Here is a 24,891-nt window from a genome sequence, read left to right as displayed (position 1 = left end):
TGTTCTTGTGATGTTGTTTTGTTTTTTTATGATGCTTGACAGTATGGTGATTTTGATTCAATAATAAAATTTATTAACACTAATTCATTCTTATTTTCTTTTTTTGGTTAATTGTTATTTATTTTTGTTATGTTGCTTATTTGTGTGGAAAGAGAACCTTTCACCTGGGGTTGCTATTGTTATTTATATTAGGTGATTTTTTCTGCGTGTTATATTTATTTGCTATCGCAGGTGAAGGGTTAATATGGATAAGAGTAAAGGGAAAGGCATTGCACGCCATTTGTAATTCACTAACACAAGGACGAAAATGAAAAAATCACTGGTCAGGGATGTGATTAACAGTATGAAGCCCGCCTTCAGTTTTGCTTCCCGTTCAGAAGAACGAGGTATGGTTAATCTGCGAGATAACGAAAATCCGTTCGGTGGTCAGCAAAATCGTTACCCTGCGAATGTCTACCCAACACTCGCCAGCCGTTATCTTAATGCACTGGCAGAGATAGAGGGATATCAAGATAGTCAGGAATGGCATTTGGATTGGGTACTCATGACCCGTGGCGCATCTGATGGTCTGGATTTAATCTTTCGAACGTTCTTTGAACCGCGACAAGATAGTGTGATTGTCACCCCACCCAATTTCCGTTTGTTTGATGAACTGGCTACGGCCTATTCTGTTCGTGTTGAACCTATCCCGCTTTTAGGCGATGAGTTTAATCACCTTGATCTGGTCAGGATAAAGGCGAGTCAGGCGAAAGGCATATTGCTGTGTGACCCTAATAACCCCATTGGCAGTAGCTTGGTTATGGATGAGGTTATTCACCTGCTGGAGAATTTCTCAGGGTTGGTTGTCATTGATGAAGCCTATGTAGAATATGCCTCCCGACGTTCATTTCGTCATTTAATTCATGACTATCCGCAACTTATTGTGGTGCGTTCCTTGTCTAAAGCCATGGCGTTGGCTGGGTTACGTCTGGGGGCGGTATTGGCCCAGCCTGAACTGATTCAAGCCATGATGAAGGTACGACTTCCCTTTGCACTTCCTCAGCCGGTCATTGAGCAGGCGGAAGCCGCGCTCTCAAATATCGGGCAATTAAAACAACAAATTTTGCTTTTTATTCAGGAGCGCGAACGGGTAGCGCTACGGCTGAAAAATATTCCTGAAATTGAAAACGTGCTTGCCCATGCTGGTTTTATTACCATCAAAGCGCCCGAATCGATGGCAACCCGGTTACTGAATGCCGGATTTGATGTGCTACCGAATCCGATGGGGCTTATCGGTTATATTCGTATTTCACTGGCTGCACCCGAGGTAATGGATAATCTGCTGCGGGTGTTGGAATAACCGTGATTATTTGAATGTATTGATATGACATAATCTGTACCAACCTTTTTTATAAAAAATTTTTATGAACACGAATGAAAGGCCGTATGGCTAATCTTTGTGGTTTAACCGTTGTTGTCAATAAAACGAAATATAATAACTGTAATTACAAGGAGTCGTTGGATATGAATAAGGAACAACATGCCGTTACCCATGTTATTGCTCGTGAACAAATTCGTGCGATTACACATGTAGACATTAATGGTGAAAAACATTTGTTGGGGCAGCATCGTGATTTTCGTCGCAATGAAAATCTGGCTCATTTTATACCCGAGTCAGGTCGCTTGTCATTTGCCTGGGTGCGTTTAACCGATGGTGAGACACTGGATGTCCATCAACACCCGACAAAATCCATGATTATTGTCTGTAGTGGTTCGGTGCAATTAACGGGGGATGAACCTCGTCAATTATATGAGGGGGATATTGTTTGTGTAGAACCCTTCCGCAACCACGGCTTTACCACCCGTGAGGGCGAAACCTTTCATGGTTTGTCGATTCAATTTGAAGGTAAGGGATTATATGAGGATGAACAACAGGCAAGGGTAACGTTCAGCGATGCGCTGAATAACCTCTATCAGGTGAACGAAACGCTGGTGGGCCGTCACCAGGAAAATGCCTTGTTTCAGCTATTCTCCTCCGGCCGGTTACAGAAGGACGCGCAATTACGTCAACGCTTTGTGTCAGCCTTGTATGTCTGGTCACGTTATTTCCAGAAAATGGTGCTGGCTCGCCAGGCACTGAGCATCACCCCTGCTTTGCAGGAGGAGTATCAGCGTCACTTTATGGAAGAAGTGGGGCATGATGAATTGTTGCGGGTGCGTTATGAGATTAATGACGAGGTTTACGACCCAATTTTGGAAGCGGCCGGTAACTGGTTTGTCTCTCAGATGTACCAACAGGATGAAGCTGGGAAACTGGTCGTCGTGCATCTGGTCGTTGAGTCGAGCGGTCACGTGTTTGGCCTCGCCACCTCTGAAATATTCCATAAACCCGAGGTCGAAGGCGATTATTTTGATGTACATGCCGAAGCGGATGATGACCATCGGTCCATCGGTCAGGCTTATCTCCACAGCCTGCCCGCTGAAAAAATACAATCGCTGCTGCCGCTGTGCCGTCAGGCCTGGGACATGATGGATTTGGTACATGAGCGTATCGCCGCCTGGACATTGCAGGGCGCTTCATCATGACATCCTGTAGCCAACCTCCGCGAGGTTCATTGCATCCGCTGACGTTGCTCAGGCAACAGATCGCCGGTTTTTTTCAGGCGCGTGGCTATACCCCGATGGATGGACCAGAAATTGAAGCCGAATGGTTCAATTTCGATGTGCTGAATATGGCTGACGATCATTTTGCCCGTACCCCAGACAATACTTTTTATCTGATCCAGTCAGCCGCAGAGCAGTACGGCGAGTTAACGACCTCGGAACAACAGCCAGAACCACATCGGCCACGTTCCGGGTTGGTACTGCGGGCGCATACGTCGCCAGTACAGGCGCGTACCTTGCTGACGCAATCGCCGCCGTTATATCGCTTTCATATTGGTCGCACCTATCGGCCTGATGCGCTTGATGCCACACACAGTCCGGTCTTCAATCAACTGGAAGGGCTGGCGGTGGACCGCCATCTGACGATGGATAACCTCAAGCAATTGCTGGATGAACTGGCGCATTCGCTGTTTGGGCAAGGAGTGGTGACGCGGTTACGGTCTTATGAGTTTGCCTACGCGCAACCGGCAGCCGAAATCGACATTCAATGCAATCAGTGCCACGGGCAGTCGGCTACGTGCCCGACTTGTCAGGGTGAGGGGTGGATTGAATGGGGAGGCTGCGGCATGGTGCATCGGGATGTGCTGATCAATTGCGGTGTCGACCCTGACGCGTTTAGCGCTTTTTCATTCGGCATTGGAGTGGAACGTACGCTGATGCTCAGGGACGGTTTGCAAGATTTGCAGCCGATCGTGAATGGCGACCTGACCTATGCCAGCAGCAGGGCGATGGACTTGGCCACGGCAGAGGCCGAAAAATCAGGCACGCATGACATTGATAGCCAGACCGACTGGACGATGGCGACCGAGGGATGGGTACAGGTCTCGACCTTTCCGTTTACCTCTGTGCAGGCGTTGGCTTGCGTACAACCCGCTACCTTACCGGACTCGCTGGCTAATTACTGGCAACTGCGTGACCCGATAGAGGGTATTGAGCCGGTGATGCAGCCACTCTTGTTACCAGGGTTATTGACCCTGTGGCAGCAACAAGGCACCGCATTACCGCTGCATTACGGCGGTATTTTTGAACGTGCACGTGTGTTTTTACCTGCTCGATTGCCGCTTGCCCCGAGCGTGGCGACCGGCAGTGCGCCGTCTGACGAACACTTGGCACAGTTGTACTCGGCCATCCCCCTACAGCCATTCCATCTGGCAGCGTTGGGGCGCAGCAAAGAGCAATTGTTAGCGGCGATGCGGGCGGCGCTGGCGGCGCGAGGTGTTGTTGTCCACTGCCATGTGGATGACCAGGTTGCCTGGGCGGCATCGGGGGCAACCACACTGGTGACCGACGCGGGCGATATTGTCGGCCACGTCGGTCAACTGGCAACCCATGTACTGGCTGCATGGCGGCTATCCGAGCCGTTGGCAGCCGGTGAAATTACGATGGACATTACGCTTCAGGAGGAAAAACAATGACACCGGATCAGATTGCTAAAACGTACCTTGAATCACTGGAGAAAAGCGATCTTCGCGCCATTCTCGATCTCTATACCCTGGATGGGGTGGTCTTTTCACCGTTGTACGGCCCGAGAAAAGCGGTTGATTTCTATACCGCGTTATTCAAAGACACCGGGCGTGCGAAAATCAATCTGAAAGGGGTGACGAAAGGGTCGCAGGTTGATGGGCGACCGCTCATTACCATCTGGTTCAAATTCAGATGGACGTTGCCTTCCGGCGAGCCAGCGCATTTTGAGTGTGTCGATGTGTTGGAAATGAACAGTGAAGGGTTGATTGAAAAATTGCACATCATTTACGACACCGTCACGGCCCGGCCAGCGTATGAAGCGGAGTTTGGCGTTGGCAGCTCCTGGCGGCCTGCGTTTGACGAAGAGTAATACCGGTGATGGAGATTGTCGCTGAGGTATAAACAACAACACCGCCATCGGCGGTGTTGTTATTCAGGCGTTGCTGACTTTCTGTTGCTGGCTACTGGTCATGTGACTGTCGTAGCCAAAACGCGAAAGACATCATCACAGCGCCTTATTTGTTTTTAGCACGCTCGAAAGAAGACAGGATTTCGGCTTTCGCAGCGGCGGCATCAGCCCAACCTTCCACTTTAACCCACTTGCCTTTTTCCAGGTCTTTGTAGTGCTCAAAGAAATGACCGATCTGGGCACGCAGCAGTTCCGGCAGGTCGTTCACGTCTTTAATGTGGTCGTACTCTTTGCTCAGCTTGGTGTGCGGGACCGCAACGACTTTGGCATCTTCGCCAGACTCGTCGGTCATTTTCAGTACGCCAACCGGACGGCAGCGGATAACCGAACCCGGCTGCAGCGGATACGGCGTCGGCACCAGCACGTCAACCGGGTCACCGTCCAGTGACAGGGTGTGGTTGATGTAGCCGTAGTTGCACGGATAGAACATGGCGGTAGACATGAAACGGTCTACGAACAGGGCGCCGGTTTCTTTGTCCACTTCGTACTTGATCGGATCAGAGTTAGCCGGGATTTCGATCACTACATAAATATCTTCCGGAAGGTCTTTACCCGCCGGTACGCTATTCAAACTCATGTCGGTTTCCTTCTTCTTCAAACCAGAATGGAGTGGCGCTCATTATAGCCAACTGATGGCGAAAGTCGTGGTTTTTTAGGGTGGGCGCACGCGGTGTATGGCGTGCCTGTCAAAATGGATTCCACATAGTGCTAATTAATGGAAATTAAATAATTAATCTAATTAAAGAACAATTAGCTGTATTCCGATAAACGTCAGTCCTGAATCGTGTCACCAGACAGGCGCTGTGGCGTATCGTCAGGTGCGTCGGGCAACGAGGCGGGAGCGTTATTTCATTATTGGTTGTTTTTTTATGATGTTGAATTACAGGGGAGAGTACGGATGCTAAAGAGCATTACGGTCAGGCATGGCCTGTTGGCTGTGGGGGGCATTATGCTGGTATTGCTGGCAATTGTCGTGGGTATCGGCACCAGTGCAATTAGTCAGGGGAACCGGTCATTAGTGTCTATCGACAAAATTCAGGGCAAGGAACTCAGTGCTCTGTCGTCAAGTTATACCGCCGCGTTGCGGGCCAGAACGGCGGCGTCACAGGCCGCCAGACTCTATGAGGTAGGCTTGATTGACCAGGCACAGGATACCCTTCGGCGTGTCGAAGATTATGCCAACCAGTCGCGTCGGGAGATGGCGCGTTTTCTGGCGTATGGCACGGTGACCAAACGCGGTGCTGAACTGGCTGAACAGATCAAAGTGGCTTATGACGCCTATGACCGTCAGGGCATAACACCGTTGGTCGCCGCGTTAAAGAGCGACAATCTGGATACCTACTATTCCCTGATGCAGGATACCCTGCCGGCACTGAGTATCAACATGGATTCAGCCATCACCGATTTCCGCACTTTTGCGTTGCAGGTGGGGGAAACCCTGTTACTGCAGGCGGACGAGCTGGCTTATAGCCGACTGTGGACGATGGGGGTAATCTTTGCCATCGCGCTGTTGCTGGCCGGGGTAGCCTGGTGGGCTATCCGGCAGATAGTGTTGCGCCCGTTGGACGGTGCCGTACAGCAGCTTGAGGTTATTGCGCAGGGCGATCTGTCACGCACGATTGAGGATGGCGGTAACAATGAAATCGGCCGCTTGATCCGAGCGATGAAATCCATGCAGCAGTCGCTGGCTATTGCGGTGGGGCGTGTGCGCGACGCAGGTAGCCAGATTGATATTGGTACCAGCGAACTGGCATCTGGCAACAACCATTTAGCGGAGCGCACCGAAGAGTCAGCGGCCTCGCTGGAGGAGACGGCAGCCAGTATGGAACAGTTAGCGTCTACCGTGAAGTTGAATGCCGATAGCGCCGATCAGGCTTACCTGTTGGCACAGCAGGTCTCGGATATTGCAGGTAAAGGGCGTGAAGCCGCTGACCAGATGCTGGATAAAATGCAGATGATTTCCGCCACGGCGGCACGCGTGGCCGACATTCTGGCGATGATCGACGGTATCGCTTTTCAGACCAATATTCTGGCACTGAATGCGGCGGTAGAAGCGGCGCGAGCCGGGGAGCAGGGCCGTGGTTTTGCGGTGGTGGCTGGTGAGGTGCGCAATCTGGCACAACGCAGTGCCCAGTCCGCCAAAGAAATTAAAGTGCTGATGCAGGATTCGCAAGTTCAGGTTAACGAAGGGACGGATATCGCCCGTATTGCAGGGCAAACCATGAGTGAGGTGGCCTTGTCCGTATCCCAGGTGACAACGCTGATGCGTGAAATCTCTACGGCGACCCGTGAGCAAAGCAATGGTATCGAGCAGGTAAACCAGGCGGTATCGCAGATGGATTCGGTCGCACAGCAAAATGCATCGCTGGTGGAAGAGTCGGCAGCAGCGACCCGATCACTGGAAGAACAGGCACGTGAACTGGCGGCCAGCATGGCCCAGTTCCGGCTGGAGCCGCAGACGATGGCAGCATTAGGCCGTTACTAATTAACATGTTATTGATATAAAAGAAAAAGCGGTCAGATAGGCCGCTTTTTTTGCATTTCAGGATAGTTTTTGCATTTCAGGGATAGTCAGGATGCGTCGTGCTCATCAGGTGTATCATCCGCTGAATGGCGATTACGACGGAGCTTTTTCCAGATTTTGCCTTCCTGCCCACGCCACAGGCGCTGGATATTATCGTGATGGCGCATCAGGATAAGGCAAGAGAGCATGGCTACCGGGAAGGTAAACTGCGGCTTGAACCACCAGACATAAAACGGGGCTATCAGTGCGCTGACAATCGCACCCAGTGAGGAGTAGCCGCTTAACAGCACCGTCAGTAACCAGGTTCCGGTCATCAACCCCGTCAGATCCCAGCCGATAGGCGCGATGGCGCCAAATGCAGTAGCGACCCCTTTGCCCCCACGAAAGTGAAAGAATACCGGGTAGATATGTCCAAGACAGGCTGCAATCGCCGTCAGACCAAGATACAGCGGTGAACTGCCCAGCGCGTAAGCGCCCCATACTGGCAGCATCCCTTTGAGAATATCAAAAACCAATACCGCGGCAGCAGCAGCCTTACCACCGATACGCAGCACGTTGGTGGCGCCGGGGTTGCCGGAACCGTGTTCGCGCGGATCGGGCAACCCGGCGATACGACAAATCAGGATCGCACTGGAGATCGAGCCACACAGATACGCGACGAGAATCATTCCGGGCGCGATAACACTCATAAACGGCTTCCGTCCAATAAAGGTCGTTTTAACTTCAGCATCTGTGGATAATACGCACTTTCTGCCGGAAGTGGTATCCGGCGGCGCTAAAAACAGGGGATGACGTGATGGACATCGTGTTTATTGAAGAACTCAGCGTAATCACCACGATCGGTGCGTATGACTGGGAACAGACCATCCAGCAGAAATTGGTGTTCGATATCGAAATGGCCTGGGACAACCGCCCACCGGCTGCCAGTGATGAGGTAACGGATTGCCTGAATTATGCCGAAGTGAGTGAGTCCGTGATTGAATGGGTGGCAGGTGGGCGTTTTGCGCTGGTAGAACGTGTCGCAGAAGAAGTGGCGGCCGGGCTGATGCAGCGTTTTGGCATTCCCTGGCTACGGCTGAAAGTCAGCAAGCCCGGTGCGGTGGCGCAAGCGCGCAGCGTCGGCGTGGTCATTGAGCGCGGCGTTCGGCCGTCAGCGTGAACGGTTGGCGATTATTTCAGCATAAACACAGACCGTTCTTAAGGTAATTAAAAGATAATATCTTTACTTTAAGTTATGTCCTTAAGGGGACATCATTCGATGTGCGTTATACGTTGCGGCTTGCTGGTAGCAAGGCCGCTTTTTTATGTGGCAGGTAGGGAGTTAACGGTCGATGGCGGATCTGCATTCGTTGCTGGTGGCGTTCATTCTTGGGGTGGTGGAAGGGCTCACCGAGTTTCTACCGGTGTCATCCACCGGGCATATGATTATTGTCGGTCATTGGCTGGGGTTTGAGGGAGACACCGCCAAGACGTTTGAAGTCATTATTCAGTTGGGGTCGATTCTGGCCGTGGTGGTGGTGTTCTGGCGGCGGATGTTCGGCTTGATTGGCATCCATTTTGGTCAGCCACCCGAGCATGAAGGGCGTGGCAAAGGCCATCTGACGCTGGCACATATTATACTGGCGATGATCCCTGCCGTGGTGTTGGGGCTGGTATTGCATGACGCCATCAAATCGCTGTTCAATCCGGTGACGGTGACTTATGCGCTGGTGGCTGGCGGCGTACTACTGCTGCTGGCGGAGTGGCGCAAACCGAAAAAACCGACAGCGGAAGGGTTGGATGACATCAGCTATCTTCAGGCATTCCTGATTGGCTGTTTTCAGTGCCTGGCGTTATGGCCGGGTTTTTCTCGCTCTGGCGCGACCATTTCCGGTGGGATGCTGGTCGGTGTTAACCGTTATGCGGCGTCCGAGTTCTCCTTTATTCTCGCCGTGCCGATCATGCTGGGGGCGAGCGGGTTGGATTTGTACAAAAGCTGGCATTTCCTGTCGTTGTCCGACCTGCCGATGTTTGTAACCGGTTTTGTGACCGCGTTTGTGGTGGCGATGATCGCCATCAAAACCTTCCTGCAGTTAATTAAACGCGTTTCTTTTGTGCCGTTCGCGATTTACCGCTTTATTGTGGCGGCGGTGGTGTGGCTGGTACTGATGTAATATTAATGTCGTCGGGCGCAATCCATGTCCCCGACGACAGCATTCATTAATACAGGCGCTTTAATAAAGGCGCTATGCGCGTGGCCCGGTTGTGTTTTCTGCTCGCCGGGCTTTCCATTCTTCCAGTGCGTGATGCCGACGGCGCTGTAACTCTTCTCTGATCGCTGCATGCTGGAACCCGGCGGCTACCACCTCCGCACTGGTTATCTGGCTGACGACGGCAAAAGCGTCGCGCAGATAGTCGCCCTGCGGGTAAGGTTGCTGTTCAAGCCCGGCTCGCCCTCTGGCATCTGCTTCGCTGGCGAGGATCAATTGCTCCAGCCGCTGGGGTTTACGCCAGACGTCAATCGCGTCAAATAACTTAAGCAGTGTTTTGGGTTGCAGTATCTGCACGGTGTGGATCAGGTCATGGTACTCGGTTACCAGACAGGCCAGGTCGCGCAAGGCATTTGGCACCCGCAAGCGCTGGCATAACGCCTCAACCAGCGGTACACCTGCGACACCGTGGCCGTGATGGCGCGGCCAGAGTTCAGGCGGTGTCAGCCCTTTGCCAAGGTCGTGACACAGTGTGGCGAAGCGGACATCGAGCGCCGGGCTGAGGCGGGCGGCCATGGCCAGACTCATCATCACATGAATGCCGGTGTCGATTTCCGGGTGCCATTGGGCGGGAGCCGGCACGCCATACAACCTATCGATTTCGGGGAACAGGACAGCCAGCGCGCCACAATCGCGCAGTACCTGAAAATAGACCTGAGGATCCTGCGTGCCGAGGGCTTTTTCCGTTTCTTTCCAGACTCGCTCCGGCGTCAGGAAATCCAGTTCGCCGTTGCGGGTCATGGTTTGCATCAGATGCAGGGTTTCTTCGGCAATCTGAAAACCGAGGTGAGCGTAGCGGGCAGCAAAACGCGCAACCCGCAGCACCCGTAGCGGGTCTTCACTAAACGCCTGCGAGACATGGCGCAGAAGCCGGTTTTGCAGATCGCGCTGACCACCGTACGGGTCGATGAGCTGTCCGCTCTCCTCTTGCGCAATGGCATTGATGGTCAGGTCGCGTCGTAGCAGATCCTCTTCCAGGGTAATGTTCGGCGTCGCCTGACAAATAAACCCGGTATAGCCATTGCCGGATTTGCGTTCAGTACGCGCCAGTGCGTACTCTTCTTTGGTTTGCGGGTGCAGGAAAACTGGAAAATCACGGCCAACCTGTTGGTAGCCTTGCGCTAACAGCATCTCCGGGGTAGCGCCGACCACGACCCAATCACGCTCGGTGACCGGCCTGCCCAACAGGCCATCACGCACTGCACCCCCTACAAGGTAAATCTTCAAACCCGGCTCCCGATGTTTAGGCTGTGTCGATAAATGGAATACGCGTTAGCGGTAGCGACAAGGTAGCTAACGGTCATTTACGGTTATTGTGGTCATTTTAAGGTTATTGTTGATTAACCGCTTCCTGAACACAACGGTACATCGGTATGACTGGCGATCCGATGTGCAGGCGCTACCCCATCCAGCGGTCGTTTTTTTTGCGCCGGGGCAACAGATGCGGCAGCAACAATCCCAGCAGCAGCCCCCCACCGGCCACGCCACCACCGTACATGAACCACTGCATGATCAGCGTGCGCTGCTTATCGTCCAGTTGCAGATTGGCGACCTCGAGTTTTTTCTGCGCGACATTCAGTTGTGTTTTCAGCGTTTGGTTTTCCTGCTGTAGCGAGGCGAGGGTACTGTCGCTGCTCGCGACCTTCTGGCGCAGATCGGTGGTGCGCTGGTTCCAGTCCTGGTCAACGCTATTGAGTTTATCGGTCAGGCTTTTTACCTGATTCTCCAGTTCCGGCACTCGGGTTTTCAGGCTGGGGGTTTGGCTGAGTTGGTCGAGAGGAATCCAACTGGTGCGGCCTTTGTCATCGCGAATCTCGGCGTAATTCGCACCGTCGTTGACGCTAACCAGCGTGACGGCTTCACCGGCATTCAAGGTACCGATGATACGGTATTGATTGCCCGGCCCGCTGCGGGTGTAGGTCACCAGTTCGTCGGAGATATAGCGCTTTTCTTCCGCATGCAGGCTCAACGTCGTGGACAGGCCCAGCAGGGCAGTGAGGAAAAAGGATAATTTATTCATCATATTCAATATATTAAGTTCGCAGGGATTGTTTCTCAGGGAGTATAAAGTTAGCGGCCCAGTCTGACGATGACGTTGCCAAACCTGAATGGGAACTGTCTTAGAACCTATTCTGATGGGCACTGAATCAGGCGGTGTTATCCAGCCATTGTCGGTGGCAACCGGCCGCGAATGCACAGCGGTTGCACCGGCTTTGCGAGCGCCTTCGCAGGGTATGTGCGCTGCCATGCCGTAAAAGTGGCAACCTGCGATAAAATGTTATTTACTGGCGATATTTCCGTAACACCCGGGCAGTGCGAGACGATGAGCGAAGAGATTGAATTAAAATTTATTATTCACCCTGATGCGGCGGCATCGATCAGACAAGGGCTGAAAAGCTGGCAGAGCGATGTGGGGCACAGCAACCATCTGCATACGCATCAACTGGCCAATAGCTATTACGAAACGGCAGATGGCTATTTACGCCAGCATGGCATCGGGCTGCGTATTCGGGGTGAAAACGGCCGTTATGAGATGACGGTGAAAACCGCGGGAAAAGTGGTGGGGGGGTTACACCAACACCCGGAATACAACGTGAGTCTGCCGGGGCCGCACCTCGATATTCATCTGTTGCCGCCAGAGATTTGGCCTGAAGGCTGTGACATTGAAGCACTTTCTCAGGCGGTGCAGCCGCTGTTCAGTACGGATTTCCAACGCGAATCCTGGGTGGTGTCTCATCACCAGAGCCTGATCGAAATTGCCGTCGATCAGGGCGAGATCCGCGCCGGTGAGTGTAGCGAACCGTTGTGTGAACTGGAGCTGGAACTGAAAAACGGTCGTGTTGCGGATTTGCTGGCGTTCGCCAACGAATTGGCTGATCTCGGCGGCTTGCGGCAAGGTAGCTTGAGTAAAGCCGCGCGTGGTTATCATCTGGCGAAAGGTAATCCGGCCCGGCCGTGTCACGAACTGACGTTTCTGCCGGTCGAGCCAAAAATGACGCTCGATCAGGGTATCGCTGCCGGATTGGAGCATGCCTTTAGCCACTGGCAATACCATGAGGAGCTATGGGCGCGTGGTGATGCCACTGCCCGCCCGGCGTTGCTGGAAGCCGGTGCCATGATGCGTGAATTGCTGGTGCTGATAGGCGGTGTTGTGCCGCGTAAAGTGACTGCGGAGTTCCGTGCTGCGTTGGGCCATCTTGAAGAGGCGATCGAGCGTACGGAAACGGCGGATACGCTCTGCTATAGCGTCGATTACCTGAAGGATAAGCTGATCCTGACCTCGTGGCTGGTCAAGCAAGGATGGCGCAACTATATGGACAACCGTGAACTGATGCGCCTGCAGAGTTCCTGGAAGCGCTTTGCCGACATCATGATGAGTCGGGGGCTGGCTGAACTGAAAGCGGTATTCAGTCACTCACTGGATGCGTTGCATTACACCCAGCAACTGCCGCGTTTACAGCGTGGTGTGTATACCTTTTTGCTGCTGGGCGGAAGCTATCCGCAAGAGGAGGCGACGCGCTATTTGCAGCCGTGGCGTGAGCTGATGCAACTGATTGAGTCGCTGTCCGTCGGCCAGGTGGTGCCCGGAATGCTGGAAAACAGCCGCAAACAGGCCCTCGCCCAGCCACCGTTTTGGCTGCACAGCGGCCAATAGTCCAGACTATCGCCATTCGGGGCGTGCTGGTTCTGGATCCACCGCCCCGGTTACCCCGAATTGAGGCTGCCTGACGGGGCAGCTGTGCAAGGATATCGCCATGACCTGTCGTCCCGCATCATTATTTCCGCTCTCTGCATCCTTGACTGAACAGGCACGCCACGAGGTGGAGCGTGCGTTGAGTACCGCTCCCACGCCGATAGCCGATAGTGCGGCGGCAGTGCTGGCCTGTAGCGAGTTTGTCAGTGAGTCGCTGGCACGTTACCCGGACTGGCGAGAGGAGATAACCCGGCAGCCCCCTCAACCGCAGGAGTGGCAGCAGTATGCGCAGTGGTTGTCGCAAGCCCTGGGCGATGTCACGGACGAGGCGACGTTAATGACGGCGTTGCGCCTGTTCAGACGTCGTATGTTGACGCGCATTGCCTGGGGGCAATGGCTACAACTAAGCACCACGGACGAGACATTGCAACAACTGAGCGTACTGGCGGAGGTGTTGATCGTCGCTGCCCGACAGTGGCTGTATGACGCATGCTGTCGTGAGTGGGGGACGCCATGCAATGCGGCAGGTGAACCGCAACCGTTGTTGATTTTGGGCATGGGGAAATTGGGGGGCGGTGAGCTTAACTTTTCTTCGGATATCGACCTGATTTTCGCGTATCCCGAAAATGGCCAGACCCAGGGGGGCCGTCGTGAACTGGATAACGCCCAGTTTTTTACCCGCCTTGGGCAGCGGCTGATTAAAGCCCTGGACCAGCCGACGGTAGACGGGTTTGTGTATCGGGTCGATATGCGTCTGCGGCCGTTTGGCGACAGTGGCCCGCTGGTGATGAGCTTTGCCGCGCTGGAAGATTACTATCAGGAGCAAGGGCGTGACTGGGAACGCTATGCGATGGTCAAAGCCCGGCTGATGGGCGGCGATGATGACCACTACAGTCAGGAACTGATCCGTCTGTTACGGCCGTTTGTGTTCCGCCGTTATATTGATTTCAGTGTGATCCAGTCGCTGCGCAACATGAAGAGCATGATTGCCCGTGAAGTGCGCAGGCGCGATTTGCGTAACAACATTAAGTTGGGGGCGGGCGGCATCCGCGAAGTGGAATTCATCACTCAGGTATTCCAGTTGATTCGTGGTGGCCGTGAACCTGCGCTGCAAGGGCGTTCTTTGTTACCGACGCTGGAGCAAGTGGGCGCGCTAGGGTTATTGACCCCGGAGCAGGCGGCCCAGTTGCGCGAGGCTTATCTGTTTTTAAGGCGGCTGGAGAACCTGCTGCAATCGATCGCCGATGAGCAAACACAAACCTTGCCGGAAGACGCGCTGAATCAGGCGCGGCTGGCATGGGGAATGCGTTGTGACGACTGGCTGCAACTGAGTGAACGCTTACATCAGCAGATGCAGGCGGTACGTGCGGTGTTCCATGAATTGATTGGTGATGACGCGCCTGACGGCAGTGAAACCCCGGAGCATAGCCATTACAGCAGCCTGTGGCAGGATGGGCTGGAGAGTGCGGAACTGTCGGTGCTGTCACCGCAGCTGACCACCGACGTGTGTGAGCGTTTGCTGACTCGGGTGGCGGATTTTCGTGCCGATTTATCTCGCCGTACGATCGGGCCCCGCGGTCGTGACGTGTTGGATCAACTGATGCCCGCGTTGCTGGCGCAGGCCTGCGGTCATGCAAACGCTGATGTTATCGTGGCGCGTCTGACGCCGTTGCTGCTGGGTATTGTGACCCGCACGACCTATCTGGAGTTGTTGCTGGAGTCTCGAGCGGCATTGACGCAGTTGATCCGGCTGTGTGCTGTATCACCGATGATCGCAAGCCAACTGGCGCGCTATCCCTTGCTGCTGGATGAACTACTGGATCCCGCCAGTCTGTATCAACCCATTGCGCTGGATGCTTACGCTGATGAGCTGCGCCAATACCTGATGCGCGTACCGATAGACGATGAAGAGCAGCAACTGGAAGCATTGCGTCAGTTCAAACAAGCGCAGCATCTGCGTATTGCCGCGGCCGATATTGTCGGCGCGTTGCCGGTCATGAAAGTGAGCGATCACTTAACCTATCTGGCGGAGGCAATTATTGCGGCGGTCGTGCAGCAGGCATGGAGCCAGATGACGACCCGCTACGGCCAGCCGACCCACTTGCATGCTCAGTCCGGGCGGGGCTTCGCGGTTGTGGGGTATGGCAAACTGGGCGGGTGGGAACTGGGTTACAGTTCGGATCTGGACCTGGTGTTTCTGATCGATTGCCCTGATAACGTGATGACTGACGGTGAACGCAGTATTGATGGCCGCCAGTTCTACTTGCGTCTGGCCCAGCGTGTGATGCACCTCTTTAGCACCCGTACCTCGTCCGGTATTTTGTACGAGGTGGATGCGCGTTTAAGGCCTTCGGGGGCGGCGGGCATGCTGGTGAGTACCGTGACGGCGTTTGAAGACTATCAGTGTAACGAAGCCTGGACTTGGGAGCATCAGGCACTGGTCCGTGCTCGGGTTGTGTATGGCGAGCCTGCCATACAGCAGCAGTTCGAGCAGATCCGCCAGCGAATTTTATGTCGTGAGCGTGACGGCGACGCTTTGCGCACCGAAGTACGGGAAATGCGCGAAAAGATGCGTCAGCATCACGCCAGTAAGGACATGGGGTTCGATATTAAGGCGGACGCTGGCGGGATTACCGATATCGAATTTATCGCGCAGTATCTGGTGCTGCGCTATGCGGCGCAGGAGCCTCGATTAACACGTTGGTCCGATAACGTGCGGATTCTGGAACTACTGGCCCGCCACGGCGTGATGGAAGAAGCCGAAGCTGAGGCGCTGCGACTGGCTTACATCACCCTGCGCGATGAAATCCATCATCTGGCATTGCAGGAATTGCCCGGTCGGGTTGGGCAGGAGAGTTTCACTGCCGAGCGTCAGCAGGTGTTGCAGAGCTGGAAAACGTGGCTGGAGTAAAGCGCGTGCAAAACGCCCGCCAGGGCGGTGGCTACCCGGTGAGTGTGATAGCTGAGAGTGGGAGTTGTGGTAGTATAGCGCGCGTTAAAATGAACCCGTTTTTGGAGCCAGGGAATGAAAGTAACGCTACCTGATTTTCGCCACGCCGGTGTTCTGGTCGTGGGTGACGTAATGCTGGACCGCTACTGGTACGGCCCAACCAGCCGTATTTCGCCGGAAGCGCCGGTACCGGTGGTTAAGGTGGATACCATCGAAGAACGTCCCGGCGGCGCGGCTAACGTGGCGATGAATATCGCTGCATTGGGCGCAGGGTCGCGTTTGGTGGGGTTAACCGGTATTGATGATGCCGCCCGTGCCCTGAGCGCCAAATTGAACGAAGTCAACGTCAAATGTGATTTCGTTTCTGTTCCCACTCATCCGACTATCACCAAACTGCGCGTACTGTCGCGTAACCAGCAGTTGATCCGCCTCGATTTTGAAGAGGGGTTCGACAGTGTCGATCCGCAACCGATGATCGACCGCATCCAACAGGCATTGCCGAAAATCGGCGCGTTGGTGTTGTCTGATTACGCCAAAGGGGCGTTGGTGCATGTACAAACCATGATCCAAACCGCCAGAGCCGCCGGTGTGCCGGTGTTGATCGACCCGAAAGGTACCGATTTCAATCGTTATCGCGGAGCAACGCTGCTGACGCCGAACCTGTCGGAGTTCGAGGCGGTGGCCGGGCGCTGCAAAGATGAAAACGATCTGGTGGAACGGGGTGCGAAACTGCTGGCGGAGCTGGATCTGTCCGCGTTGCTGGTGACCCGCTCTGAGCAGGGCATGACGTTGCTGCAACCGGGTAAAGCGCCGTTGCATCTGCCGACGCAGGCGCAAGAAGTGTATGACGTGACCGGTGCGGGCGATACCGTGATTGGCGTACTGGCAGCGGCGCTGGCAGCGGGTAAACCGCTGGAGGAAGCCTGCTTCCTGGCTAACGCGGCGGCGGGGGTCGTCGTGGGTAAACTCGGTACCTCTACGGTTACGCCGATCGAACTGGAAAATGCCATCCGTGGCCGTGCCGATACCGGTTTTGGCGTGATGACCGAAGCACAGTTGAAAGACGCGGTGGCGCTGGCGCGCCAGCGTGGCGAAACGGTGGTAATGACCAACGGGTGTTTCGATATTTTGCACGCCGGGCATGTTTCCTATCTGGCAAATGCACGTCGTCTGGGCGACCGTCTGATCGTGGCGGTAAACAGCGATGATTCCACCAAACGTCTGAAAGGGCCGACTCGACCGGTTAATCCGTTGCCGCAACGGATGATCGTTCTGGGGGCGTTGGAGGCGGTGGACTGGGTCGTGCCGTTTGAAGAAGACACCCCACAGCGTCTGATTAGCGAAGTATTACCGGATATTTTGGTGAAGGGTGGCGATTACAAACCGGAAGATATCGCCGGGAGCAAAGAAGTCTGGGCCAATGGCGGTGAAGTGCGGGTGCTGAATTTTGAGGATGGTTGCTCGACCACCAATATTATCAACACCATCAAAGCCAGAGACTAACGGGCGCACTTATGCTGGAAAAAGAGTCGAAGACGGCCGACGATATCGCGGCTGTTGCCGCACAGGTTGAGGCGCTGCGCGCCCAACTGCGTTATCACGAATACAAATACCATGTCGAAGATGCGCCGGAGATTCCCGACGCAGAATACGACACGTTGATGAATACGCTGAAAGTGCTGGAGCAGGCGCACCCTGAACTGGTCACACCGGATTCGCCGACTCAGCGTGTGGGTGCCGCGCCGCTGGATGCGTTTGATACCGTCGCCCATGACGTGCCAATGCTGTCATTGGATAACGTCTTTGACGAGGCCAGCTTTCTGGCGTTTTGCAAACGTATCAACGACCGCTTGAAAAATGATGCTGAGCTGACGTTCTGCTGTGAATTGAAACTCGATGGGCTGGCCGTCAGCCTGTTGTATGAGCAGGGCGTGCTGGTTCGCGCCGCGACACGCGGCGATGGGACGACGGGTGAAAATATCACCGCTAATATCCGGACCATTGGTGCGATCCCGTTGCGTTTGCATGGCGATAACATCCCGACCCGGCTGGAAGTGCGCGGCGAAGTGTTCATGAAACACAAAGGGTTTGAAGCCCTGAATGAAGAAGCACGCCGTACTGGCGGTAAAGTGTTCGCCAACCCGCGCAATGCAGCAGCGGGGTCGTTGCGTCAGTTAGATCCTCGTATTACCGCTACGCGTCCGTTGACCTTCCTGTGTTATGGCGTTGGGCTGGTGGAAGGCGGTACCCTGCCGGATACCCACTGGCAGCGGCTGATGCAGTTCCGTGACTGGGGGCTGCCGGTCAGTGATCGCATTCGCCTGTGTACCGGTAGTGAGGCGGTGCTGAATTTCTATCGCCAGGTGGAGCAAGAGCGCGAAACGCTGGGATTTGATATCGATGGTGTGGTGATCAAAGTCAATGAGTTGGCCTTGCAGGAACGACTGGGCTTTGTGGCGAGAGCGCCACGCTGGGCGGTGGCCTTCAAGTTCCCGGCACAGGAGCAATTGACCTGGTTGCGCGATGTGGAGTTTCAGGTCGGGCGTACCGGTGCGATAACACCGGTTGCGCGGCTTGAGCCGGTGGCGGTGGCTGGGGTAGTCGTGAGTAACGCCACACTGCATAACGCTGATGAAATCGAACGTCTGGGGATTCAGATTGGCGATCGGGTGGCGGTGCGCCGTGCCGGTGACGTCATTCCACAGATAGTGAGCGTGGTGTTGTCCGAACGCCCATCGGATGCCCGGCCAATTGTCTTTCCTGAACACTGCCCGGTATGTGGTTCTGAGCTGGAGCGGGTAGAGGGGGAAGCGGTGACCCGCTGTACCGGCGGTTTATTCTGCGCCGCGCAGCGTAAAGAAGCGCTGAAGCACTTTGTTTCTCGCCGTGCGCTGGATGTGGAAGGCATGGGCGATAAAATTATCGACCAACTGGTCGAGAAAGAATACGTCAAAACACCGGCAGACCTGCTTCGGCTGGATATCGGTATCCTTACCCGGTTGGATCGCATGGGTCCGAAGTCGGCACAGAATCTGGTGAGTGCGCTGGATAAAGCGAAATCGACCACGTTTGCCCGTTTTCTGTACGCGTTAGGCATTCGCGATGTGGGCGAGGCGACGGCAGCGAATCTGGCATCGCACTTCGGTACGTTAGACGCGTTGCAGGCGGCCGATCTGGAAGCCTTGCAGCAGGTGCCGGATGTTGGCATCGTCGTGGCAACGCATGTGCGTCACTTTCTTGATGAAGCGCATAACCAGCAGGTAATCCAGGCGCTGATCAGCGATGAGGTCGGTATTCACTGGCCGGATCCGGTGAGAGTCGATGTTGAGGCGTCAACGAGCCCGTTTGCCGGAAAAACGGTGGTGTTGACCGGCTCGTTAAGCCAGTTGTCTCGCGATGAAGCCAAAGATCGTCTCACTGCGTTGGGAGCCAAGGTCAGCGGTAGTGTGTCGAAGAAAACCGATCTGGTTATTGCCGGTGAGGCAGCGGGGTCTAAACTTGCCAAAGCACAAGAGCTTGGCATTGCCGTCATCGACGAAGCGGAGATGATGCGTCTGCTGGGGTAAGTTCATATGGAAAAAGAGGATTTGCTGGCGATTGCCACTACACCGATGCCGTTTGGCAAATATAAAGGGCGTATGCTGGTCGATTTACCGGAAGAATATCTCTTGTGGTTCGCCCGCAAGGGCGAATTTCCAGCAGGACGTCTGGGTGAGCTGATGCAGATTACCCTTGCCATTAAGATAGAAGGATTGCAGGGGCTGATTAAGCCTTTGCGTCGTCCCGCCCCCTGATATCACTAACCTGACAGGTATTGATGGCGCTGGCAATTCGCCGGTGCTGACACCATTTTTAGTTTAGCAAATAAAAAGCATCATGAATCATCAGGATACATGATGCTTTTATTCATACCAGACAGTATTCAAACGGCAAAAAATCAGATGTAAATATTAACGCTGTTTTCATCTGTCGGCATGTTAACGCCTTCTTTGGGCGTGCTCGACTGGATGGCAGAAGCACCTGACTGCTGAGCCTGCTGCGATTTCTGCTGCTGCAATTGCTGGATTTGTGCCTGAAGCTGCTGGATTTGCGCCTGAATCATCTTTTGCTGTTGTTCCAGCAACTGGCGCTCTTCATCCGTTTTTGCTTCCGTCATCTGCTGAGAGAGCTTGGTCGCTTGTTTGGTCAGCGATTGAATTTCCTTGTTTAACTGGGAAATTTGCTGATCAACACTGGCGCTACTGCTGCTGCCTGATGACGCAGAGACGGCCGATGTTGCTGAGCCGATAGAACCTGCCATAAATTCCTCCTGAAAATAGCCATAATGGCTATACCGTTATCGGCATCACACTGCGATAGCCTTATAGGTTTTTCGATTTCCTGACGAAGTATATACAAATATACCCGCATGATAACCGTTTTCGCCGTGCTCCCTCAGCGAAATGCGTCGCAGCCAATCCATGGTCTTCGCCCGTCGGGTATGATGAAAACCGGTATAGCGGTAGCGTTTTGTATTACTGCTATTTCACTTTGGTATTAAAACGCAAAAGCCCGCTGGATGACAGCGGGCTAAGTTAAGCGATTTGGCTGGCAGACCGAATCAGATATAGATGTCGATCGCGTGTTCGGCAGAAGGGCGGTTAACACCCTCAACCGGCCGCACCATCGGCTTGCTTTCCTGCGGCGGTGGAACCTGCTGATTTTGCATCTGTGCAATTTGCCCTTGCATCACAACGATCTGGGCCTGCATCGACTGCTGTTGCCCGTTAATCGTTGTTTCCTGCTGCTTTTTGGTGCTTTCGCCTGATGTCTCCGCGGCTTTCAGGTTTTGCAAATTGCGATCGGAAACCTTCTGTTCCGTATTGGTTTCGACACTGGTGGATGCTGGCACCGGCATCACTGCAAACGCAGAGCTGGTAATTGGACTCAGCATACATCCTCCTGATTAGGTCGTCTTAGCAGGGGACTGTCCCTGCTATCTCTATTATCGGCACCTCGCGCGATCTTATGAGTGATTATTAACCAAAAAGTGACACCTGGCTACTCTTTGGGCGTGATGAGAGGTAAAGAATTGTATCTTTATGCCTGACATCATTTCCCGTAGACGTTAATGGCATCGGTTAATCGCAGCGCCTGTTGGCTGAGGTTAGCGGAGAATTCAGCGGATTGATCGACCATACCGGTATTGCCTACGGTCATCTGTTCAATCTGGGCGATAGAGCCGTTGATAAGCGACAGAGCCTCGGTTTGCTCCCGGGTGGCATTGCTGATTTCGCTAATCATCGCGGCAACCTGCTGCACGTCGTTAATGATATCGTGAATATGCTGACCGGCGTTATCCACCAGGGCGCTGCCGGTTTCAACGCTCGCCATATTGGCGTCGATCAACGTCTTAATTTCACGGGCAGCGGAAGCGGAGTGCTGTGCCAGATTGCGCACTTCCGCGGCCACAACGGCAAAGCCTCGCCCTTCTACGCCTGCCCGTGCCGCTTCTACTGCCGCGTTCAGCGCCAGAATATTGGTCTGAAAGGCGATGCTGTCGATAACGCCGATAATATCGACTATCTTGCGGCTGGCGTTGGAAATCGACTCCATCATGCTGACGGTTTCAGCCATGATGTCGCCACCTTTGCGGGCAGAGTGACTGGCGTTTTGCGCCATCTGCGTCGCTTGTGTGGCGGTATCTGCGCTTTGCTGCACCGCTACCGTAATTTGCTCGATAGCGGCGGCGGTCTGTTGCAGATTCGCGGCGGTCTCTTCGGTGCGTACACTCAGGTTGCTGTTGCTGTCGGCCAGTTGTTGGCTGATGTCGTTGATGCCAGAAACCTGTGTGCTGACATCGTTGACCAGAGAATGCAGGTTCAGCCCAAACTGGTTGACGACCCGCAGCAATAGCCCGATCTCATCCACCCGGTTGAGATGGATGCTATCCGCCCGGCGGCCAGACACCACCTGCTGTGCCTGACGCAGGATCAAACGCAATGGGCGAGCGATTTGTTGTTGCAAAAAGGAGTCCAGCATTATCATGAGCACTAATGTCGCGGCAATAGACGCGCTGGTGCCGATGCCCAGCAGAGTGAGAGCTAGTGGCATCAAGCCGCCAAACAATACCGCCAACCGCAATCGCCCACGTACCGATAAGCGCTGGAATAATGACAATACAGAGAATAGTCCGGTACGAACCACCAGTCCCTTATAAAAACGAAGGTGGCGGGCTTGCTTATTTTGTACCGCTTCATACAACGGTTCTGCCGCCTGAATTTCTGCCGTTTTGGGGGTATTGCGAACCGAAATATAGCCCGTCAGGTGGTTGTTATGATAAACCGGTGTGACATTAGCTCGTACCCAGTAGTGATCGCCGTTTTTACGACGGTTTTTTACCAGCCCGGTCCAACTGTCGCCCTGTTGCAGGGTGTACCACATGTCCGCAAAGGCTTCGACGGGCATATCAGGATGACGAACAAGATTGTGCGGCGCACCCATGAGTTCATTTTCATCAAATCCGCTTATACGTATAAATGCGGAATTGGCGTAAGTGATGTGGCTTTTAACATCCGTGGTCGACATTAATGTTGTGTCGTCATCCAACAGGTATTCCTGTTGTGTAATAGGTGTATTAACCCTCATTGGAAACCCCGATGCTGTGTGTCAGTAATATGTCATGAGAATAAAAGGGCCAACGTGTGAGTGTGGCCTGATTAATTACACCGGCTGAAAACCTGCTTTTCGGGCCTTTCTGTGCAGTCCGCGTGTTGTCTGGCTGCAACAAGGGCACCCGTCAGGAGAGATCATTAACGGTGTGTAAGATCATCATTTTTGTTTTTGATCATGGTTAGAAGGTACGAAAAAAAGGGCGCTTTAAACGAGAAAGCATCCCTAAGTAAAATTATTCCTTTTTTTGTAGGGAGGAATTTATGCTTTGGGTCTTTGTGTTGTCAATGAAATCATTTTTTGAACAGCACTTTTTTTATCTTCTTTGTGTTTATTAAATGTTGATCGATTTTTTCTTAAAGACGACATCACAATAAAAACGTTTTATTAACATGGGTAACGAAAAAATGCTTCCTAAAATGAAGGAAAATAGCGTTACTTATTTAGAGGTATTAATGGTGGGCCAAGGGAAAAGATGTGGCGTTATTTTCTTTCGAAAATAATTCACGTAACTGACACATTAAATTAATTTCAAGGTACGGCACACCGCTGGTGTGTTGAGAATATTCCCCCGGATGAGGCATCCGGGGGAATGGAGTTGATGGCATGATGGTGCGTATCAGGTAACCGGTGCCGGGTTAAACACCGACAGGGCGTTATGCAGACCCCATTGGTCAGACCAGGTTTTTTTCCTGCCGCTGGCAATATCCAAAATAAAGTGGAACAACTGCCAGCCCACATCCTCAATGGTGGCCTCGCCAGTCGCAATAGTACCGGCGTTAATATCCATCAGGTCATGCCAGCGCTCTGCCAGCGCTGAGCGGGTCGCCATCTTGATAACCGGCACGGCTTTGAGCCCGTAAGGTGTGCCACGCCCGGTGGTAAATACCTGCACCGTGATACCGGAAGCCAACTGCTGCGTACCACAGACGAAGTCGCTGGCGGGTGTGGCGGCATAAATCAGACCGCGTTTGGTCGGACGTTGGCCCGGCGATAGCACTTCCACAATCGCGCTGGTACCGGATTTAGCGATAGACCCCAGCGCTTTTTCCACCACATTGGCCAGGCCGCCTTTTTTGTTACCGGGCGATGGGTTGGCGCTGCGGTCGGTTTTACCGCTATCGAGGTAATCATCATACCAGGCCATTTCTTCCAGCAGTCGTTTACCGACTTCTTCGTTGATGGCCCGTGGCGTAAGTAGATGGATGGCGTCGCGGACTTCGGTGACTTCGGAAAACATCACCGTGGCGCCGCAGCGTACCAGCAAATCAGAGGCGAAGCCTACTGCCGGATTGGCGGTCACGCCGGAAAACGCATCGCTGCCGCCGCATTGCATACCGACCACCAGTTCAGAGGCCGGTACGATTTCACGCTGACGACGGTTGAGCTGTTGCAAGTGTTTATCCGCCATGGACAGGATATCGTCCACCATCGATTTGAAGCCGACATGGTGTTCATCCTGCAATCGCACAATACTGGTTTCATCGAGCGAAATCGCCTGCACATCCGGCGTTCCTTGCAGCAGTCGTTCCGGCTGCAGTTTCTCGCAACCCAACCCGACGACCAGTACTTCGCCGCCGAAATTTGGGTTTAACGCCAGATTATGGATGGTGCGAATTGGCACGACCGCCGCCGGAGCATTGATCGCCACACCGCAGCCGTACAGATGGTTCAACGCCACGACGCCGTCGACGTTAGGGTAGCGGGGCAGTAAATCGCGCTCTATCAGATTGACGACATAATCCACCACACCGGCGACGCAGTGAACGCTGGTAGTAATCCCAAGCAGGTTCTTGGTACCGACGCTACCGTCCGGGTTACGGTAGCCCTGGAAGGTAAAACCCTCCAGCGGCGGCAACGCAGGCGGAACCTTTGTTGCCAGCGGCAGTGTCTCCAGCGCTGGTGCGCTGGGTAATTCCACTAGCGATTCGTCTATCCAACTGCCACGGGTGATATCCCTGAGGGCATAGCCGATGATTTCGCCGTAACGAACGATCGGAGCCCCTTGGGCGATATCGCCTAACGCAACCTTGTGGCCTTGCGGTATATGTTCTTTCAGTTCCAGACCACAGCTGAACTGGGTACCGGCTTTCAGGCCATTATTGTTGACGACAATGGCGACATTGTCAGACTCATGGACCTTGATATAAAGCGGCCGCTCACTGTCCACACCCGTTGTTGTATTCTCTGACATGGCGCTAACCTTCATGAGTTATCAACTGGTTATAGTTATAACGCGCGGTTTAT

At 53.9% G+C, this 24,891-nt stretch carries 20 protein-coding genes; 12 read left to right on the top strand and 8 right to left on the bottom strand.

From position 1 onward, the window contains the following. Positions 1 to 307: 307 nt before the first annotated feature. From DD586_RS16705 to DD586_RS16690, 4 genes are all read left to right on the top strand, one after another. Complete coding sequence (locus tag DD586_RS16705) at positions 308 to 1,339, top strand: aminotransferase class I/II-fold pyridoxal phosphate-dependent enzyme (RefSeq protein ID WP_012885993.1); 1,032 nt, start codon at positions 308 to 310, stop codon at positions 1,337 to 1,339. Positions 1,340 to 1,503: 164 nt separating this feature from the next. After that, positions 1,504 to 2,565 carry a cupin domain-containing protein gene (locus DD586_RS16700; RefSeq protein WP_012885992.1) on the top strand — a complete coding sequence of 354 codons (1,062 nt, stop codon included), beginning with the start codon at positions 1,504 to 1,506 and terminating at the stop codon, positions 2,563 to 2,565. Next, complete coding sequence (locus DD586_RS16695) at positions 2,562 to 4,058, top strand: tRNA ligase subunit PheS family protein (RefSeq protein ID WP_012885991.1); 1,497 nt, start codon at positions 2,562 to 2,564, stop codon at positions 4,056 to 4,058. The genes DD586_RS16700 and DD586_RS16695 overlap by 4 nt, the downstream gene beginning before the upstream one ends. Then, positions 4,055 to 4,477: a nuclear transport factor 2 family protein gene (locus DD586_RS16690; protein ID WP_012885990.1), complete on the top strand. Its 423-nt coding sequence runs from the start codon at positions 4,055 to 4,057 to the stop codon at positions 4,475 to 4,477. Before DD586_RS16695 ends, DD586_RS16690 begins: the two co-directional genes overlap by 4 nt. A 145-nt stretch (positions 4,478 to 4,622) precedes the next feature. Here the strand turns inward: DD586_RS16690 and ppa are convergent, their stop codons facing one another. Then, a complete protein-coding gene (gene ppa / locus DD586_RS16685) occupies positions 4,623 to 5,153 on the bottom strand; it encodes an inorganic diphosphatase (RefSeq protein ID WP_012885989.1) in 531 nt (176 codons plus the stop codon). 321 nt (positions 5,154 to 5,474) lie between these two features. On the opposite strand from ppa, the gene DD586_RS16680 reads away from it, so the two are divergent. Beyond that, positions 5,475 to 7,061, top strand: coding sequence for a methyl-accepting chemotaxis protein (locus DD586_RS16680; protein ID WP_012885988.1), 1,587 nt, complete (start codon positions 5,475 to 5,477; stop codon positions 7,059 to 7,061). Between the two features lie 86 nt (positions 7,062 to 7,147). On the opposite strand, the gene plsY is transcribed toward DD586_RS16680, so the two are convergent. Continuing rightward, positions 7,148 to 7,789, bottom strand: coding sequence for a glycerol-3-phosphate 1-O-acyltransferase PlsY (plsY, locus tag DD586_RS16675; RefSeq protein ID WP_012885987.1), 642 nt, complete (start codon positions 7,787 to 7,789; stop codon positions 7,148 to 7,150). Between the two features lie 107 nt (positions 7,790 to 7,896). On the opposite strand from plsY, the gene folB reads away from it, so the two are divergent. Beyond that, entirely contained in the window at positions 7,897 to 8,259 is a 363-nt protein-coding gene (gene folB / locus DD586_RS16670) for a bifunctional dihydroneopterin aldolase/7,8-dihydroneopterin epimerase (RefSeq protein ID WP_012885986.1), read from the top strand. 172 nt (positions 8,260 to 8,431) lie between these two features. Next, complete coding sequence (bacA, locus tag DD586_RS16665; protein ID WP_012885985.1) at positions 8,432 to 9,253, top strand: undecaprenyl-diphosphate phosphatase; 822 nt, start codon at positions 8,432 to 8,434, stop codon at positions 9,251 to 9,253. A gap of 72 nt (positions 9,254 to 9,325) precedes the next feature. Here bacA and DD586_RS16660 read toward each other — a convergent pair whose 3' ends face one another. Both DD586_RS16660 and DD586_RS16655 read right to left on the bottom strand, forming a co-directional pair. Continuing rightward, entirely contained in the window at positions 9,326 to 10,576 is a 1,251-nt protein-coding gene (locus DD586_RS16660; protein ID WP_012885984.1) for a multifunctional CCA addition/repair protein, read from the bottom strand. A gap of 172 nt (positions 10,577 to 10,748) precedes the next feature. Next, positions 10,749 to 11,369: a TIGR04211 family SH3 domain-containing protein gene (locus DD586_RS16655; protein ID WP_038915175.1), complete on the bottom strand. Its 621-nt coding sequence runs from the start codon at positions 11,367 to 11,369 to the stop codon at positions 10,749 to 10,751. 303 nt (positions 11,370 to 11,672) lie between these two features. Between DD586_RS16655 and DD586_RS16650 the strand changes: the two genes are divergently transcribed. The 5 genes from DD586_RS16650 to DD586_RS16630 all read left to right on the top strand — a co-directional run bounded on the left by DD586_RS16650 (position 11,673) and on the right by DD586_RS16630 (position 19,787). Further along, entirely contained in the window at positions 11,673 to 13,004 is a 1,332-nt protein-coding gene (locus DD586_RS16650; protein ID WP_012885982.1) for a CYTH domain-containing protein, read from the top strand. A 100-nt stretch (positions 13,005 to 13,104) separates the two neighbouring features. Beyond that, the gene (gene glnE, locus DD586_RS16645) at positions 13,105 to 15,954 is read left to right on the top strand and encodes a bifunctional [glutamate--ammonia ligase]-adenylyl-L-tyrosine phosphorylase/[glutamate--ammonia-ligase] adenylyltransferase (protein ID WP_012885981.1); all 2,850 of its coding nucleotides are present in this window, start codon (positions 13,105 to 13,107) and stop codon (positions 15,952 to 15,954) included. 114 nt (positions 15,955 to 16,068) lie between these two features. Next, positions 16,069 to 17,496, top strand: coding sequence for a bifunctional D-glycero-beta-D-manno-heptose-7-phosphate kinase/D-glycero-beta-D-manno-heptose 1-phosphate adenylyltransferase HldE (hldE, locus tag DD586_RS16640; RefSeq protein ID WP_012885980.1), 1,428 nt, complete (start codon positions 16,069 to 16,071; stop codon positions 17,494 to 17,496). Between the two features lie 11 nt (positions 17,497 to 17,507). Beyond that, a complete protein-coding gene (ligA, locus tag DD586_RS16635) occupies positions 17,508 to 19,559 on the top strand; it encodes an NAD-dependent DNA ligase LigA (RefSeq protein ID WP_012885979.1) in 2,052 nt (683 codons plus the stop codon). 6 nt (positions 19,560 to 19,565) lie between these two features. Continuing rightward, on the top strand, positions 19,566 to 19,787 hold the full coding sequence (locus DD586_RS16630; protein WP_012885978.1) for a DUF3820 family protein: 222 nt from the start codon (positions 19,566 to 19,568) through the stop codon (positions 19,785 to 19,787). Positions 19,788 to 19,930: 143 nt separating this feature from the next. Here the strand turns inward: DD586_RS16630 and DD586_RS16625 are convergent, their stop codons facing one another. The 4 genes from DD586_RS16625 to garD all read right to left on the bottom strand — a co-directional run bounded on the left by DD586_RS16625 (position 19,931) and on the right by garD (position 24,853). Beyond that, complete coding sequence (locus DD586_RS16625; protein ID WP_012885977.1) at positions 19,931 to 20,293, bottom strand: FlxA-like family protein; 363 nt, start codon at positions 20,291 to 20,293, stop codon at positions 19,931 to 19,933. A gap of 300 nt (positions 20,294 to 20,593) precedes the next feature. Further along, positions 20,594 to 20,926: a FlxA-like family protein gene (locus tag DD586_RS16620; RefSeq protein WP_012885976.1), complete on the bottom strand. Its 333-nt coding sequence runs from the start codon at positions 20,924 to 20,926 to the stop codon at positions 20,594 to 20,596. Positions 20,927 to 21,084: 158 nt separating this feature from the next. After that, the gene (locus DD586_RS16615) at positions 21,085 to 22,620 is read right to left on the bottom strand and encodes a methyl-accepting chemotaxis protein (protein WP_012885975.1); all 1,536 of its coding nucleotides are present in this window, start codon (positions 22,618 to 22,620) and stop codon (positions 21,085 to 21,087) included. A gap of 643 nt (positions 22,621 to 23,263) precedes the next feature. Continuing rightward, on the bottom strand, positions 23,264 to 24,853 hold the full coding sequence (garD, locus tag DD586_RS16610) for a galactarate dehydratase (protein ID WP_095522543.1): 1,590 nt from the start codon (positions 24,851 to 24,853) through the stop codon (positions 23,264 to 23,266). Positions 24,854 to 24,891 lie beyond the last annotated feature (38 nt).

Source organism: Dickeya parazeae Ech586 (assembly GCF_000025065.1).
Classification (GTDB): Bacteria; Pseudomonadota; Gammaproteobacteria; order Enterobacterales; family Enterobacteriaceae; genus Dickeya; species Dickeya zeae.
The sequence above is the reverse complement of the archived record's forward strand: the minus strand, read 5'-3'. Positions and strand labels throughout refer to the sequence as shown.